General features: G+C 33.6%; 14 protein-coding genes. All 14 read right to left on the reverse strand.

Annotated features, from left to right (window positions below):
- Positions 1-57 precede the first annotated feature (57 nt).
- Positions 58-765 carry a hypothetical protein gene (locus MT489_RS04330; RefSeq protein WP_244680258.1) on the reverse strand — a complete coding sequence of 236 codons (708 nt, stop codon included), beginning with the start codon at positions 763-765 and terminating at the stop codon, positions 58-60.
- Positions 766-808: 43 nt separating this feature from the next.
- Positions 809-1,009, reverse strand: a complete 201-nt coding sequence (locus tag MT489_RS04335) for a DUF2768 domain-containing protein (protein ID WP_244680259.1) — start codon at positions 1,007-1,009, stop codon at positions 809-811.
- 219 nt (positions 1,010-1,228) lie between these two features.
- Positions 1,229-2,302 carry an NAD(P)H-dependent glycerol-3-phosphate dehydrogenase gene (locus tag MT489_RS04340; RefSeq protein ID WP_244680260.1) on the reverse strand — a complete coding sequence of 358 codons (1,074 nt, stop codon included), beginning with the start codon at positions 2,300-2,302 and terminating at the stop codon, positions 1,229-1,231.
- A gap of 9 nt (positions 2,303-2,311) precedes the next feature.
- Positions 2,312-3,622: a ribosome biogenesis GTPase Der gene (der, locus tag MT489_RS04345; protein ID WP_244680261.1), complete on the reverse strand. Its 1,311-nt coding sequence runs from the start codon at positions 3,620-3,622 to the stop codon at positions 2,312-2,314.
- Positions 3,623-3,853: 231 nt separating this feature from the next.
- Positions 3,854-4,450, reverse strand: coding sequence for a YphA family membrane protein (locus MT489_RS04350; RefSeq protein WP_244680262.1), 597 nt, complete (start codon positions 4,448-4,450; stop codon positions 3,854-3,856).
- Positions 4,451-5,053: 603 nt separating this feature from the next.
- A complete protein-coding gene (gene rpsA, locus MT489_RS04355; protein ID WP_244680263.1) occupies positions 5,054-6,187 on the reverse strand; it encodes a 30S ribosomal protein S1 in 1,134 nt (377 codons plus the stop codon).
- A 232-nt stretch (positions 6,188-6,419) separates the two neighbouring features.
- Positions 6,420-7,007 (reverse strand): lysophospholipid acyltransferase family protein, encoded by a 588-nt coding sequence (locus tag MT489_RS04360; RefSeq protein WP_244680264.1) that lies wholly within the window; start codon positions 7,005-7,007, stop codon positions 6,420-6,422.
- Complete coding sequence (gene cmk, locus MT489_RS04365; protein WP_244680265.1) at positions 7,004-7,681, reverse strand: (d)CMP kinase; 678 nt, start codon at positions 7,679-7,681, stop codon at positions 7,004-7,006. The genes MT489_RS04360 and cmk overlap by 4 nt, the downstream gene beginning before the upstream one ends.
- Before the next feature lie 92 nt (positions 7,682-7,773).
- The gene (locus MT489_RS04370; protein ID WP_244680266.1) at positions 7,774-7,953 is read right to left on the reverse strand and encodes a DUF5359 family protein; all 180 of its coding nucleotides are present in this window, start codon (positions 7,951-7,953) and stop codon (positions 7,774-7,776) included.
- Positions 7,954-8,015: 62 nt separating this feature from the next.
- Complete coding sequence (locus tag MT489_RS04375; protein ID WP_244680267.1) at positions 8,016-8,666, reverse strand: flagellar brake protein; 651 nt, start codon at positions 8,664-8,666, stop codon at positions 8,016-8,018.
- A gap of 502 nt (positions 8,667-9,168) precedes the next feature.
- Positions 9,169-10,518: a germination protein YpeB gene (gene ypeB / locus MT489_RS04380; RefSeq protein ID WP_244680268.1), complete on the reverse strand. Its 1,350-nt coding sequence runs from the start codon at positions 10,516-10,518 to the stop codon at positions 9,169-9,171.
- 16 nt (positions 10,519-10,534) lie between these two features.
- On the reverse strand, positions 10,535-11,341 hold the full coding sequence (sleB, locus tag MT489_RS04385) for a spore cortex-lytic enzyme (RefSeq protein ID WP_244680269.1): 807 nt from the start codon (positions 11,339-11,341) through the stop codon (positions 10,535-10,537).
- A 299-nt stretch (positions 11,342-11,640) separates the two neighbouring features.
- A complete protein-coding gene (gene prsW / locus MT489_RS04390; protein ID WP_244680270.1) occupies positions 11,641-12,330 on the reverse strand; it encodes a glutamic-type intramembrane protease PrsW in 690 nt (229 codons plus the stop codon).
- A 303-nt stretch (positions 12,331-12,633) separates the two neighbouring features.
- A complete protein-coding gene (locus tag MT489_RS04395; protein WP_244680271.1) occupies positions 12,634-13,611 on the reverse strand; it encodes a YpdA family putative bacillithiol disulfide reductase in 978 nt (325 codons plus the stop codon).
- Positions 13,612-13,698: the final 87 nt, after the last annotated feature.

Raw genomic sequence — 13,698 nt, forward strand, 5'->3', positions numbered from 1 at the left:
AAGAAGTAAATAAAAATTCCTTCTTCCACATTATATTGAGTGAAAGAAGGAATATTCCTATTTTTCCATGTAAATAGGCTCATTGTTTTCATCTACTGTATAAGAAGGTGAATAAGCTGGAACAAACAAAGAATTTTTTGTGAGAATGCTTGTAATATCCTCTCCTTGTTTGTAATTTTGCCCACTTTCTTTTACTGCCAGATAGAGGTCACTTATATAATCTACGAATACTTCTCCCTCTAAATTAATGACTAGAGGTAAATTATTATGCGTAAAAGGTGAAATGATATAAGGCTCGCTCTTATAACCGATTTTTTGATAATCCAGACTATAGATATTATTTGAAATAGCCTCTTTAAAAGGAGGATAACCTTGAGTTTTAATTCTCAATTTTACTTCCCTTATCTTTTCGGCAATGCGTAAATCAAGAACTTTTACGGTTGGATTTGTCTCCACATCTATTAAAACATATTGAAATACTCCTCCGCTTTCGTAGGCATTTCCAGGAGGTGCAGCAAGAAATCTAGGAGCTAGCTTAGAAAATTCAATCGGGTATTTTATATAAATGGGTGTATCACTTTCACGAGTTTTAATCGGCAACAATCCATCATTCAATTCCCTATATTGATCGATGGCAGTTTGTACGGACTTAATCTGATCTTCATAAGGTATTTGGTTCTCAACTCTTTTCTCTTGAGGATACAAACACCCACTTAATAATACGGCGGCAAATACTAATATTGCAAAGTTCAAATACAATTTCATTAATAGTTTCATCCCTTTAGCATCTTCCTTGTTGGTAGTAAATTCAGCTGGTCGGACCAGTTAATACAACGAACAGCATGATGAGTCCACCAATGATCATAAAAACCCAAGCTGATATGGCGGTAACTATTTTTAATATTCTATTATTCATTTTATAACGACTTATGTAAATGGTAAACATCGCTAAAGCCAATAGAAACATCCCAATAATAGAAATCCACATTTTTTGCATAGATGGTGACATATATATTCCTCCACTACTTAATTGACGAGTTAAATATATTATAACATGTTTAATTTGGTAAAAAGGTGAAGATAAGTTAACAAAAAAAAAGATGAAGCAATGGACCAGCCTTTGCTTCATAGATGACAAACAATACCCATTCCACCCTGTTTAAGCAATTTACTTCAAAGCATTATATGCACTTAAAAAAAGAACGCATCCTCTTTTGCCTAGACGGTCTTATAGTTGTTCCATTTGTTCGCTCAATATATCGACAAGATCTTCCATCTCATTCGTTTTTAACCTTGCCATTAATTGTTCAACAGCTTCTTTTGCATTCACATCATTAAATAATATCTGATAAAGAATTTCAGTAATAGGCATACTGCAGTCATATTTACGTGCTAGTTGATATGCTGCTTTCGTAGTTCGGACTCCTTCTACAACCATTCCCATATTGTTTAGAACATCTTCTAACTTTTGTCCTTTTCCAAGCATATTACCTGCACGCCAGTTCCTAGAATGCACACTTGTACACGTTACGATTAAGTCTCCTATTCCAGCTAATCCAGAAAAAGTTAGTGGATTAGCCCCCATTTTTGTTCCTAAACGTGAGATTTCAGCTAAACCTCTTGTAATAAGTGCAGCTTTCGCATTATCGCCATATCCCAATCCGTCTGAAATACCAGCAGCTAATGCGATAATATTTTTAAGCGCTCCTCCTATTTCGACCCCGATTAAATCAGGGTTTGTATAGACGCGGAAATGTTGATTCATAAATAAATCTTGTATTTTTTCAGCCGCATCCATGTTTTTTGATGATACTGCCACAGTTGTGGGATGTCTTAGACTTACTTCCTCAGCATGGCTAGGTCCTGAAAGAACTACAATATCTTTAAGGATACGTTTTGGTATTTCTTCGTCAATCATTTCGGAAATTCGTAGCAAACTATCTGGTTCAATACCTTTACTCACGTGAACAAAGGTAAGAGGCTTCATTTGAAATTTTATGACTTCTCTTAATGTTTGCCTTATTGCCTTTGTAGGTACAGCAATGATGACCGTTTCAACCCCACTTAATGTTTCCTCAAGTGATGTGCTAGCTGTAATTAGTTCTGGAAGAGTAATACCGGGTAAATATTTTTCATTCGTATGACTGTTATTGATTTCGTTTTTGTGTTCCTCATTTCGAGTCCACAATTGAACGGGATGTTGATTATCCGCTAGGACGATAGCTAATGCGGTACCCCAACTGCCAGCACCGATAACCGCAACTTTTTCTTTCTTATTATTCAAGCTAATCACCACCTTCATTTCTAAAACTTATGACCGTTGTCTTGTAATAATTTTTATAGGAGTTCCTTCGAAACCAAACGCTTCCCTAATTCTGTTTTGTAAAAATCTTTCGTATGAAAAGTGCATGATTTCAGGATCATTAACGAATACAACAAAAGTTGGTGGTTTAATCCCCACTTGTGTCACATAAAAAATTTTCAATTTACGACCTTTATCTGAAGGCGTTGGATTCATTGCTATTGCATCCGCTATTACGTCATTCAAAACACTCGATTGTACACGCATTGTGTGGTTTTCGCTTGCTATTTTTATTGCGGGAAGTAAGTTTGTCAAACGTTTTTTTGTTTTTGCCGAAACAAATACTATCGGTGCATAATCTAAAAATAAGAAATGAGCTCTAATTTTTTCTTCAAATTCTTTCATAGTTTTCTCATCTTTTTCAACTGCATCCCATTTATTCACCACAATGATGACGGCTCTCCCAGCCTCATGAGCATAACCAGCTATTTTTTTGTCTTGTTCTAATATTCCTTCTTCTCCATTTAAAACAACAAGAACGACATCCGATCGATCAATAGCTTTTAATGCTCTTAATACACTATATTTTTCCGTGTTTTCATACACTTTTCCTTTTTTACGCATTCCAGCTGTATCAATTATTGTGTATTTTTGTCCCTCAAATTCGTATGATGAATCTATCGCATCTCGAGTTGTCCCTGCTATATCACTTACAATTACTCTATCTTCTCCTAACAACGCATTAACAATAGAGGATTTTCCAACATTTGGTCTTCCAATTAAAGAAAATCTTATAACATCTTCTTCCACAATGTCTTCCTCGCTTTGAGGAAAATGTTTAACGACTTCATCAAGCAAATCACCTAAACCAAGACCATGCGACCCCGAAATTGGAAATGGTTCATTAAAACCTAAAGAATAAAAATCATAGATATCAGCACGCATTTCAGGATTATCTACCTTATTTACTGCTAAAACGACAGGTTTTTTGGATCGGAATAAAATTTTCCCTACTTCTTCATCTGCTGTGGTAACTCCTTCTCTACTATTTACAATAAAAATAATGACATCTGCTTCAGCAATTGCTATTTCTGCTTGTAATCTGATTTCTTCTAAAAATGGAGCATCTCCTATTTCGATTCCACCAGTATCAATTATATGAAATTCATGAGATAGCCAATCACCTGTTCCATAAATACGATCTCTAGTAACTCCGGGTGTATCTTCAACGATTGATATACGTTCTCCCACAATACGATTAAAAATTGTTGATTTACCTACGTTTGGTCGACCAACAATCGCGACAGTCGGTTTAGTCATTTCATCCACTCACTTTAAAGTTAATCTTTAGTTCTACTGAAAAATCGTACCATATAAATCGAAAAGCGCAAGCGCCTTGCTCATTGAAATACAAACTTCAGGGCTCTGAACAGAGATAAAGAAAAGACGATAAAGGAAGATTCTATATTGACATATAGTCCAAAGCTGAGAAGAAGTTTAAAATAAACTTAACGTATAATAATAATACCTTTATTTTAGAATTGGATTCAATTAATGGGAAATTTTCTTATTTCCTTTCATTCTCGTAATAGCCGTAATATTTGAGATGAAATTAATAAATATAATCGAAAAAACAGTGATAGAAATAATGTCTAAGTAACCCATGGAGCCTATTATATAAGGCATATTCCACTTACTTAAATATAAGGCAAATATTATATCTCCTTGTAGTGTACCAAGACATACTAAAAGCACCCTCATTAGCACAGAACTGGAATATAAAAAATAACTTAAAATAAATAATAAAAATGAAATAAGGGCAACTCTATCAATGAACATCCAAATAGGATCATACATTTCAAATAAGAGAAATCCGGTATAACCAATCATTAATGTAAATACAGAAAATATTAAATGAAGTTGCTTTTTCATTGGGAGTCTTGATGCCAAAAAATAACAGATTACTAAAATTAACAAGGATGGCATTGTAATATGAAGAGAGTAAAATCTAAATGTCATAGGTTTTATAATAATAAATAGTAAAGTAAACATGGCCAATGGCCATCTATTCTTTGATTTTTTGTCCATTATGAATGTTGAATATATCCATGTGGCCCATAATATAAGTAAACTTATCATACCTGACATCTCATCACCTCCGCTAACAGTATGGGAAAGGTGATGAATATTTAATCATTAAGAAACAAAAACATAGATAAGCATATTGTACTTTTCGATAAAAAAGCGATAAAAAAAGATTTTACTTAATTTTATTTTTGCCAAATGTTACTAAGGCATAAGCCGTGACACACTTTTGTAGATTTCCAAAAAACTAAATGACATTCTGGAGTGGTTTATAATAGAAGAGGAAGGACTTTTCGTTAAATTTAATAAATCTGAGCAAAACAATATACTAAAAAACATTGAGTTATTTACATCATAGTAACGCAGGGAAATAGTATACATTTGAATTAAGTAGTGTCTTCTAGATCAATAAGCCTCCCTATTTTATTAGACGGTTCAGACTTGTGACAAAAATTCGCATAAGATTTATCTTGCTTCCACCTTCCGCACATAAAGGCTATTTCCATTTGTGTCATTGATCTGCAGCGCGCTTTATATGATATGCAATATCAAAACAGCCCGAGAAATCATTTTCATCCAAAGATTTCCTTAAAAATAGAGCGCAGACTAAGTCAAAAGTGACTTTATCTACGCTCTGTTCTTCTTGATATTATCGAGAGATAGTAATTATTTAAATCTTTTTAACTTATCACCAATCATATCACTTAATTGGAAACCTTTCGATTCCTCTGGAAGTTCATAATCTTTTACTTCATCGTCTTGAACTTCAAGTTCTTTCATGCTTAAAGAAAGTCGTTGGTCTGCTTCATTTACATCCAACACTTTTACATTAACAGTTTGACCTTCTTGCAAAACTTCATGAGGTGTACCGATGTGTTTGTGAGAGATTTGGGAAATATGGATAAGTCCTTCTACTCCCGGGAAAACCTCAACAAATGCTCCAAAAGATACTAAACGTTTAACAGTTCCTTCTAATATCTTCCCTCTAGGAGCTCTTTCAGCGATATTAGTCCATGGTCCAGGTAGTGTTTCTTTAATCGATAAAGAAATTCTTTCATTGTCACGATCTACTGACAAGACTTTCACGTTTACCTTCTCTCCCTCTTTTACTACATCGGAAGGCTTATCAATATGTTCATGTGAAAGTTGTGAAATATGAACTAGACCATCAACACCGCCAATATCTACAAACGCACCAAAATCTGTAAGTCTCTGGATTGTGCCTTCGATAACTTGTCCAGGCTCCAATTTTTCAAGAATTGCTTGTTTCTCACGTCCTTTTTCTTCTTCCACTACAATTCGATGAGAAAGGATTAAGCGATTCTTTTCCTTGTCTAACTCGACAATTTTAAAAGATAAGGTCTTTCCTTGATAATCTGAAAAATCCTCTACAAAATGATCCTCTACCATTGATGCTGGAACAAAACCGCGGACCCCTAAATCAACTACTAGGCCACCTTTAACGATTTCATTAACTTCAGCCTCAAATACCTCATTGTTTTGAAAACGTTTTTCAAGTGTTTCCCATGCATTCTCGGCATCAACTTTTCGCTTTGAAAGTACGAGGAGCTCTTCTTCCACTTTAGTTACAACCAAATCTAAAGTTTCACCTTCGTGGACCACGTCAGAAGCTTTTTCTACATGAAGGCTTGAAAGTTCGCTTATTGGAATAATGCCATCAAGCTTGCTCCCTTCCAGATCAACTAAGACCTGCTTTTCTTCAATCTTAGTTACCGTTCCTTTAACTCGGTCTCCTTCAGAGAAACTTTTCACTTCAATATTATTCATATCCTCCGTCATATGTACTCCTCCTATCCTACTTTTCAAAAATGCAAGGACGTATATTGATAAATCCTCACATAATTCTAAAAAATTGTCTTGTAATAAACTTCTTATAAATGCATTATTTTGTCAAGCGATAGACTTGATTCTAATAAATTTAATTCATTTCTACATATTGGTACCATGGACTAGCATAATTCAATGTTACAGCTCCACTTTCCTATTTAGATTAAATTAAATAAAGAGCCCTTTACAAATTTCTATTTTTAACTACTAATTTCCTAATCTCTGACATAATTATTTCTGTTGCAGCTTCGGCAGATATTTTATTTTCTCTCATTTCCGTAAAATCAATAGGTTGTCCATATATAACCCTTAATTTTTTAAATGGTTTATACGGACCGATTATTGCACAAGGAACTACAAGCGCGTTTGATCTTAGAGCAAAAAAACCAGCACCAGCAAGCCCTTTACCGACTTCCCCGGAAGTATTTCTTGTTCCTTCTGGGAAAAGACCAACTACTTTTCCCTCTTTCAGATATTTTAAGCCGGTTCTTAGAGCCTCCCTATCACTTAGACCTCTTTTTACGGGAAATGCCTGAATATTTTCCATCAGCTTCTTACTTAATGGATGTTTAAACAATTCTGCCTTTGCCATAAAATAGATTGGCCGCGGTGCTGTAATGCCAACCACAGGTGGATCAAAATTATGAATATGATTGGTACAAAGTAAAACACTGCCTTCTTTAGGAAAATGTTCAGTTCCCCTCGTTTCAATTCTATATAAGGGTTTTAGGATACTGTTCACTAATCCCCTTGCAAATGAATAAAAATTCATTTAGTTTCAATCCTTTCTCTTGCCATGTTAAATATTTTTGCAGCTACTTCTTCTATTGATAATGTAGATGTATCCAGTTCTATAGCATCTTCCGCTTTTCGTAAAGGTGAAATCTCTCTTTCAGAATCTTGTTTATCACGGAGCATTATTTCCTCTTTTAGTATATCTAAGTTTGAAGGAAATCCTTTTTGTATATTCTCACGGTGGCGTCTTTCTGCTCTTATATCAACACTTGCAAGTAAAAATATTTTCAACTCCGCATTTGGCATGACTTTAGTCCCGATATCTCTACCATCCATTACAACTCCACCGTTCATGCCAAACTTCTGTTGTCGTGAAACCATTTCTTCACGGACGGCTTTAACAGCTGCAACTGTTGACACTTTATTGGTTACTTCTTCCCCTCGAATTTGATTAGAAACATCTTCTCCATCTAAAAAAATGAGCTGTCCATTGGTAGAGGGTTTTAATTCTATCGTAGTATGTAATAACAATCTTTCCATAGCCATTTCATCATTTATATCAATATCTTTCACTATTGCTTTATACGTTAAAGCCCTATACATAGCACCAGTATCAACATATATATATGATAGTTTTTCGGCAATCATTTTTGCTACTGTACTTTTTCCTGCAGCAGCTGGGCCATCTATAGCTATACTGATTTTCTTCATTGTTCTTCACCTGCTTCATCATTTTCTAATATATATTATCATATTAAACATTCCGATAAGCAAAATTGTAAATAAAAAAATGAAGACATTCATTAGTCCTCATTTTTAAAAACATTCAATTTCTCCTGCTCTTCAATTCCGGCCGTTCCTTCGTATAAAATTAATTTATTTGTATATTTAAGTAATCCCATCTCATGAAACCCTTGAACAACGATTAAGATGATAAGATGAATTAATACGAGTTTTAGCAAAATGCGTTCCATTGCATTCATATAATCACCCCATTATCACTTATCATCGGTCAAAAAAACAGTCTTTATACATTATGAAATGTTTAATTTGTTAGTCCTCTTTTGCGATATTCCAATTGTTTTTCAAAACAGAAACGCATTAATTGCTGCTGTTCTTTATTTGTTACGTTTAAAAATTGAATTGATGCGAGCTGACGCTTGTTTTTATCAAACGATCGAATAATTCTACAATCAAGGTTTAAGTAAATGTATTCTCCTGACTGCATTGGCAAAACAACACATATCTTACCTAATGCCCCTCTATCTATAGTTACATTTTGAGGTAAAATAACAGCGCATCCTCCAGCACTAAAATCATCGGTAATGGTTGGCAAAACTTCTCCCGTTTCGAGTAAATGTAATGAAACATCTATTGCTACATCGATTCGTACAAACTGTCTTCTTTGAATTTTCATTAAATTTTCCTCATCAGGAAAAGTAAGGATTAGTAAAGGAATTTGATTTTTTAAACGACCGATTACTTTTGTTTTAAATAAATATGCTCCCGATTCTTCATCAATAAAAGTAGCATACATATTTGTATCAGTTCGTAAGAAAATAGTTTTTTTACTTGTTACACCTAAAGGATAAGAAATATATATTTTATTTCCATCATAATCTGCAATTTTCGATCTATATTTTTCCTCATTTTGATTATCTGTTTCTAAGATAAGCTCCATTCCTACCTTTATCATGAATGCCACACCCCGTAGTATTAATAAGCAATTAATATCATTATCTCATGGAAATTTGGAAAAGTGCAATACCTTGAATAGTAAGAAAACTCACATTGCAAAAGCAATTTTTATAATATATTGTTCGGTTATTGTTTTCAGCAGGTAATAAAAATACAAATTTCTCCTATTTAACCTAAATTGTAAATAAAATCCAATAAGATTCTGAGGGAAATTTGACTTAGACGGACTGTTAAATATCTAAAATGCAAACCGTGTTCAAAAATTTTATATAAACCTAATTCTTTTTCTCTTCGAACAAAAGCGCAAGGGTCTGTAAATGGATAAAAATCAATTGTTATGAAAAAAGTTGTTCTTTGCTAAATAGTCGTAAAAGATTTTGACCTCGAATCCGATTCTGGGTATTTAGCAGCAAAACTAATGTTCAAAGATATATTTAGTAAAAAACTTATGCTTTTTATAAAAAAGAGGCAGAACTAATCATTCTGCCCATTTTCTACAGTTAAATTGTCTCTTCATAAATTGGTTCAGCATTTTTTAATTTTTCTACTTTTTCTTCAATCCCATTATCTGCATTAATATACATTCGGTAGGTGTCATGATCCATCGTACCAATAAACTCATAACAGAGAACTTCATTACCTAGTTCATTCATAATAATCGCAAGACGATTCTCCATTACTTTAACATTTGTATTTATATAGCCTTTTGCATCCTCAAGTGAGAGCCTTGGCTTTGAGATCTGCCTGTCTCTTCTTCCTTTTAAATAATCATTTGCAGAAAACCCGATAATTTGTCCATTATCTAGGGCTACCTTCACTTTAATGGATTCAGGATAAATCCTTACTCCGTTTTGATTGGTCACAAACGTAAACAATCCGACCGTATCATATTGCATGCTTTCGGCAGGTTCTAGTTTTTTATATCCATGATTTTTTAAGAAATCATCTGCCTTATTCATTGCATCATTTAAACTTACCTTCTGACTTCCAATATCCCTATGATTAATAAGCCATACAGGATATCCACCTTTTTTAGTTATATCTAGACTTGCCCCGTCACCTTTTCCGTCGTCAAGATTGACACTATAAAATTCAAATGGAGAACCTTTTCCATTTTCAACAACTCTAGATTCATTAACTGATTTAATCGCTGAATACTTTTTAGCAAGAGTAAGGGCTTCTTCTTTAGTAATGGTTTTCCCTTTTAAATGATCAAAATTTTGTTCCTTTTTTTGAAAAGCAACAACTGTTGGGTCTTGCAAATTTTCTTCATCATATCCTTTGGCTCTCTTTTCTACTGTTTTAAATCCATCAATAATAGTATTGTCAGTAGTTTCCTTTCCGGATGCGAGAGCTAATTCTACATCCATCCAACGCAAATTATTTTTCAATACTAAATGCTGAACTTTTCTTAATTCATTTCTAATTTCATCACTTTGCCCATACATTTTTTTCAATAATGCATATTCATTTTTTGATAATGGTTCTTTATCTAAATCTCTTACGGCAGTCTTATAGCTGAAATTACCAATATTCGTTAAAAAATCCTCCGTTTTATTAAATGGTAATAATGTTAACGGGAGCTGACCAACTTGACCACGTGCATCTGATGTTATTCTCCATACATCTGCAAGGGCAGGGGACAAAGATTTTTTGGAGTTCATAGCTAATGCAGTCCCTATTTTCTCATGAAGATTATCCATCTGATAAGTTAAATCATGGAAAGCTCTTTGATAATTATTTTCTGCGTTTATTAAAATTGCATTTTTCTCTTGATGTTCTTGGTATCCCCAATAGGCGGTGCCAGCAATTCCAATTGTTAGAACAACTATCAATATGTTTCTTATCATTAAAGTCACCTCCTAATTACATGCAAAAAATATGTTCTCCGATTTGTTTGATTTGTGGTCTTGTCCAAATCCAAGCACTTGTGGCTGTATTGGGATTAAAATAATATAGCGCACCCGTTGAAGGATCCCAACCATTAATAGCATCTAGTACCGCTCTTTTCGAAGTTTCATTCGGAGTCAGCCAAATTTGACCATCTGCAACAGCAGTGAATGCACCCGGCTCAAAGATCACTCCAGCTACAGTATTAGGGAATGAAGCACTATTTACACGGTTTAGAATAACAGCGGCTACTGCAACTTGACCCTCATAAGGCTCTCCTCTTGCTTCTCCGTGCACAGCATTAGCCATTAAATTGATATCATTTTGGGAAAATCCTGTTGGAGTATTAGTGGCAGTAGGCTTTTGTGGCGTCGTAGTATTTTTGCCTGGTCCTGTTTGTTTAGCTAAATCTGTTCCTCCATAATGGCTAAAAGATTTCCCTTTGTTTATTTGTTCTTTAACAAATTGCTTGTTATATTTAGATGCTTTTACGAGTTTTTCTTTTGTTTCCGAACCTGCTAAACCATCTACTTTCATCCCAAAATCATTTTGAAAATTCCTTAGTGCCCAATAAGTACCCCATCCAAATACACCGTCAATTTTTCCTGTATAAAAACCGATGTATTGAAGCCTCGCCTGTAGTTCAATTACATCATCCCCTACAGCACCTAATTGAATTACTTGATTGGTAAATGCGTTTGATTCTTTTACATTTGTGGTGGATATCATTAAGGTACATAAAAATAAAAGCAAGATAAGTCTTACCATTTTGTAATATCTCATTTCATTTCCTCCAACAATCGTTTTCATAGGTTTAGTTTCCGATTATCGTTGGTTTTTATACAAAAAATTCTTTATGAATGAAGTCAGACCTTAAATATCTTTAACTATTCATCAACGTAAAGTCCACAAAATGATAGGAATAAAAAGATTCTACAGGAAGCAGATATTTAGTTGAATTTTTCTTTTACTTGAAGCTTTCTTGCGATTCTTCACGTAATGTAAATGTCCACTTTCGTAAAAAACAGCAAAAAAATGTAAAAATATTTTTTCTTAGAAAAACAAAAAAACACTGTATTTAATCAAATTACAGCGTTTTTGTCTTTTTGCTTATCAAAATGATATTTTTTTGTTAGTATATGAGCATGCTTCACTTTCCTGAGACCAAAGAACCAAAGTAATAGCATAAAAGGAAGAATATAATAGAGCCATTGTTTTCCAGATATCAAAATGTAGTCATACAATCCGTGTAAAACAAAAGGTACCAAAAAAGAAGCTAGTAACCATTGTTTACTTTTTCCGTTTATATTAAATTTCGCTTTCCCGAAATAATAACCCATAAAAACACCAAACAAAGCGTGACTAGATACAGGGAACAAAGCACGACCAAAGGCATATTCGATACCGTTTGCTATTAAATATAATATATTTTCAACAGTAGCAAAGCCTAGTGATAAACTTGCCGCATATACAATTCCATCATAAGGCTCATTAAAATCTGCGTGTTCATAGACAGCAAAGAAAATAATAAACCATTTAAAAAACTCTTCCAGTAAAGAAGCCGAAATAAAAGAGTGTAACATTTCGTTCCCCAGTACCCCCTCCTTTGCGAGGACATACTGAAGAAACATAATTGGAAAAGTTAGAAAGGCACCAAATAAAAAAATCTTAAATACATTTACTACGGGTTCTTGCTCGTATTGATCGCGCAAATAAAAATAGCTAATAAGAGCTAATCCAGGAGCAATACCAGCAGACAACACGCCTAGCATAGTTATTCCTCTTTTCCTTTCTATTTCCTTAATGGTAACATGGAAAAGTTGATATTAAAATGCTTTATTAATAACATCCCTTTTTAGAATGACGTTTATATTGGCTAGATTCAAAATTTCAAAATAAGAATTCTCCTACTTTCATACGAAAAGATTATCTGGATTTCGATACTTACAATGATACTTCATGAGACAATAAGAAAACGCCAAGATTTTAATCTCAGCGTTATTGCAAGTGGCATAATAAATTTTTTTATTAATTACTTACATTATTCTAAATATCTTATTTGGTTCAATGAAATGTTAGGTAGTTTTCCCATCTAATTTATTTAAAATAGAATTCGCAATAATTCCTCCATGATGTCGTCCATTTTCAATAAAAATTTCATTGGCATCATTCCCAGCTGCTATAACCCCAGCAATGAAAAGATTTTCAATATTCGTTTCCATTGTTTCTGCGTTAAACAATGGTTTTCCTGAATCAGACTCAATTTCTACACCCATTTTTCGAATAAAATTATGATCCGGATGATAGCCTGTCATTGCAAATACAAAGTCATTTTTTATTTCATGTTTTACTGAGTCTACTTCGTAAATTACTGATTCTGGCTTAATTTCAACAAGATTCGCATTAAAAATCATATTGATTTCATTGCCTCTGACTAATGCTTGAAATTCGGGTATTATCCATGGTTTTACACTTGGAGAATAATCATTACCCCTATAGAGACAAGTCACTTTAGCACCCGCTTTATGTAATTCAAGAGCTGCGTCCACTGCTGAATTCTTTCCGCCAATTACTAATACTTCTGTATCGAAATAAGGGTGACCTTCTTTAAAATAATGGAAAACCTTACTTAATTCCTCACCAGGAATTCCCATATAATTAGGATGATCATAATAACCTGTTGCAATAACAACGTAATGTGCTTCATAGTTACGTATACTTGTTTTTATTTTAAAAGTATTATTTTCCTTTCTAACACTTTCAACCGTTTCGAATCGATTGATTCTCAGATTTTTTATCTTTACTACTTCCCGATAATATGTAAGAGCCTGATTTCTTTTAGGCTTCCTTTCAACAGTAATAAATGGAACATCTCCAATAGATAATTTTTCACTTGAGCTGAAAAATGTTTGATGTGTTGGATAGTGAAATAATGCATTCACAATATTTCCTTTTTCTATAATTAAAGGGTTCATTCCAATTTCTTTCAAAGCAATGGCCGCAGCTAGTCCACACGGCCCTCCCCCCACAATAATACAATCTTCACGTTGCATTTGACGACTCTCCTTCTTACAAATCAAAGGCTCCTCTAGTAGATTTGTACTTAATGATGTAGCCTTATATTTTCTTTAAAAAATCTC

Origin of the sequence: Lederbergia wuyishanensis, assembly GCF_022900255.1 — a bacterium.
GTDB lineage: Bacteria > Bacillota > Bacilli > Bacillales > Bacillaceae_C > Lederbergia > Lederbergia wuyishanensis.

Bases quoted from the DNA above. Each gene is read 5' to 3' on its own strand.
- MT489_RS04330 (WP_244680258.1), bottom strand. From the start codon at position 765: ATGAAATTGTATTTGAACTTTGCAATATTAGTATTTGCCGCCGTATTA.
- MT489_RS04335 (WP_244680259.1), bottom strand. From the start codon at position 1,009: ATGTCACCATCTATGCAAAAAATGTGGATTTCTATTATTGGGATGTTT.
- MT489_RS04340 (WP_244680260.1), bottom strand. From the start codon at position 2,302: ATGAAGGTGGTGATTAGCTTGAATAATAAGAAAGAAAAAGTTGCGGTT.
- der (WP_244680261.1), bottom strand. From the start codon at position 3,622: ATGACTAAACCGACTGTCGCGATTGTTGGTCGACCAAACGTAGGTAAA.
- MT489_RS04350 (WP_244680262.1), bottom strand. From the start codon at position 4,450: ATGTCAGGTATGATAAGTTTACTTATATTATGGGCCACATGGATATAT.
- rpsA (WP_244680263.1), bottom strand. From the start codon at position 6,187: ATGACGGAGGATATGAATAATATTGAAGTGAAAAGTTTCTCTGAAGGA.
- MT489_RS04360 (WP_244680264.1), bottom strand. From the start codon at position 7,007: ATGAATTTTTATTCATTTGCAAGGGGATTAGTGAACAGTATCCTAAAA.
- cmk (WP_244680265.1), bottom strand. From the start codon at position 7,681: ATGAAGAAAATCAGTATAGCTATAGATGGCCCAGCTGCTGCAGGAAAA.
- MT489_RS04370 (WP_244680266.1), bottom strand. From the start codon at position 7,953: ATGAATGCAATGGAACGCATTTTGCTAAAACTCGTATTAATTCATCTT.
- MT489_RS04375 (WP_244680267.1), bottom strand. From the start codon at position 8,666: ATGATAAAGGTAGGAATGGAGCTTATCTTAGAAACAGATAATCAAAAT.
- ypeB (WP_244680268.1), bottom strand. From the start codon at position 10,518: ATGATAAGAAACATATTGATAGTTGTTCTAACAATTGGAATTGCTGGC.
- sleB (WP_244680269.1), bottom strand. From the start codon at position 11,341: ATGAGATATTACAAAATGGTAAGACTTATCTTGCTTTTATTTTTATGT.
- prsW (WP_244680270.1), bottom strand. From the start codon at position 12,330: ATGCTAGGCGTGTTGTCTGCTGGTATTGCTCCTGGATTAGCTCTTATT.
- MT489_RS04395 (WP_244680271.1), bottom strand. From the start codon at position 13,611: ATGCAACGTGAAGATTGTATTATTGTGGGGGGAGGGCCGTGTGGACTA.